The following is a 1,541-nucleotide window of genomic DNA, read 5'->3' as shown; positions in this document are numbered from 1 at the left end:
ATTACGGTGACACCCATTAGCCGGCCGTTCGTCAAGTGGCGCAGATCTTTTTTTTGGCAGCGCGAGCTGCCAAATCCGTTTCAGTCGTTACAGCCCAGCTACGTTGTTTTGAACCGCACCCGTTTCTTCAGTTGATGGCTGCGACCGCATCGCGGATCGCGCCAGACACCCATTGGGATCAAGCATCGGTCCAATCGAGACCTTGCCCTGGCGGCATTGCCGCCCCAGAAGAACATTGGTACCGGCCCGCATCCAAGGGAGTTTCACAGAGCCGTGGTTGCCGGCGTGCCGGCGCCAATCTCCGGGTGGCTTGCGGTTCGGGCGATCCGTTATCACGCAGCTGGTGACGGCGATCCGGCGTCCAATTCAGTGCAGGTGGTTGCGGCCCCAGTCACCGTACCTGGCTCACCGGATCGTCGTCGTCCCTCAGACAAAGCAGCGCGTTACATCGAACGGCTTGCCCTCCTTCAGGATGTGGTAGCAGGCCCGCGCCAGCTTGTGTGCCAGCGCTTTGGTCGCAACGATATTGTTGGTCCTGGCTTTCTTTCGTTCGTGAAATCGATTGGCCTCGGGGCAAAACCGCCTGGCGAAGTTCGCCGCCTCGACGAATGCCCAAGCGAGATATTTGTTGCCGTTCTTGACGTTGCCTTCGCCCTTCTTCTTGCGATTGCTGGTGTGCACGCTATCGACGCAACGCGCGTAGGACGCAAAATTGCCAACGTCGGCGAACCGATCGATCGGGCCGGTTTCCAGAAGGATGACAGTGGCTAGCGTCTGGCCGATGCCAGGCACGCTGGTCAACAAGCCGTATTGCGGGCGGGGCTTGACGCGTTCTTGCAGGCGCTTCTCGAGAACCTCGATCTGCGACCGCAGTGTCGCGATCACCGCGACGTTCGCCTTGATTGCCAAGCCTACATCAGCCGCCACAGACAAGCTGTCGATAGTGTCGCCGGCCAGTCGTTTGATCTGGTTGCTGGTCATTCGCCGGCCCAACTGCCTGGCCATGATGTTCTCGACCGCAAGGACATTTGCCGTGCACAATTGTACCAACTGCATGCGCTTGCGCGCCAGGTCGCGCACCGCCCGCTGCTCACGCGGCAGGATCGTGCCCGTCGGCAGGATACCCAGCCGCAACAGGTGGGCCAGATGCTGCGCATCGGCCTCATCGCCGCTATGCTTAAGTCCTTCGTACTGCTTGATCGCCGCGGTGTTGGCGAGGTGCACGTGATGGCCCGCGTCCTGCAATCCGTCGACCAGCCAATACCAGTTGTAGGTCGACTCGACCACGACACCGGCCAACTGGCCCTGCCATCGAGCCAGAAAGCCGACGACCTTCGTGATGTCGTTTGGCAAACGCTTCTGCGCTACTACTCGATCAGCATCGTCGATAATCACCACAACGCAGTTGTTGGAATGCAGATCAATCCCGCCATACATCATCTTCGCCTCCTCGCGGTCAAAAGTGATTCGTTCATTGCGAACTCACTTTAGCTCCACCACCCCCGCGGTCGCGGAGGCCGGCTAGATGATCTTCAGTGCAC

At 59.6% G+C, this 1,541-nt stretch carries 1 protein-coding gene; it reads right to left on the bottom strand.

Annotated elements, in window-relative coordinates:
* Positions 1 to 426 precede the first annotated feature (426 nt).
* The gene (locus IVB31_RS11885) at positions 427 to 1,440 is read right to left on the bottom strand and encodes an IS110 family transposase (RefSeq protein ID WP_247322147.1); all 1,014 of its coding nucleotides are present in this window, start codon (positions 1,438 to 1,440) and stop codon (positions 427 to 429) included.
* Between the last annotated feature and the right edge of the window lie 101 nt (positions 1,441 to 1,541).

Origin of the sequence: Bradyrhizobium sp. 21 (assembly GCF_023073335.1) — a bacterium.
Taxonomy (GTDB): domain Bacteria; phylum Pseudomonadota; class Alphaproteobacteria; order Rhizobiales; family Xanthobacteraceae; genus Bradyrhizobium.
The sequence above is the reverse complement of the archived record's forward strand: the minus strand, read 5'-3'. Positions and strand labels throughout refer to the sequence as shown.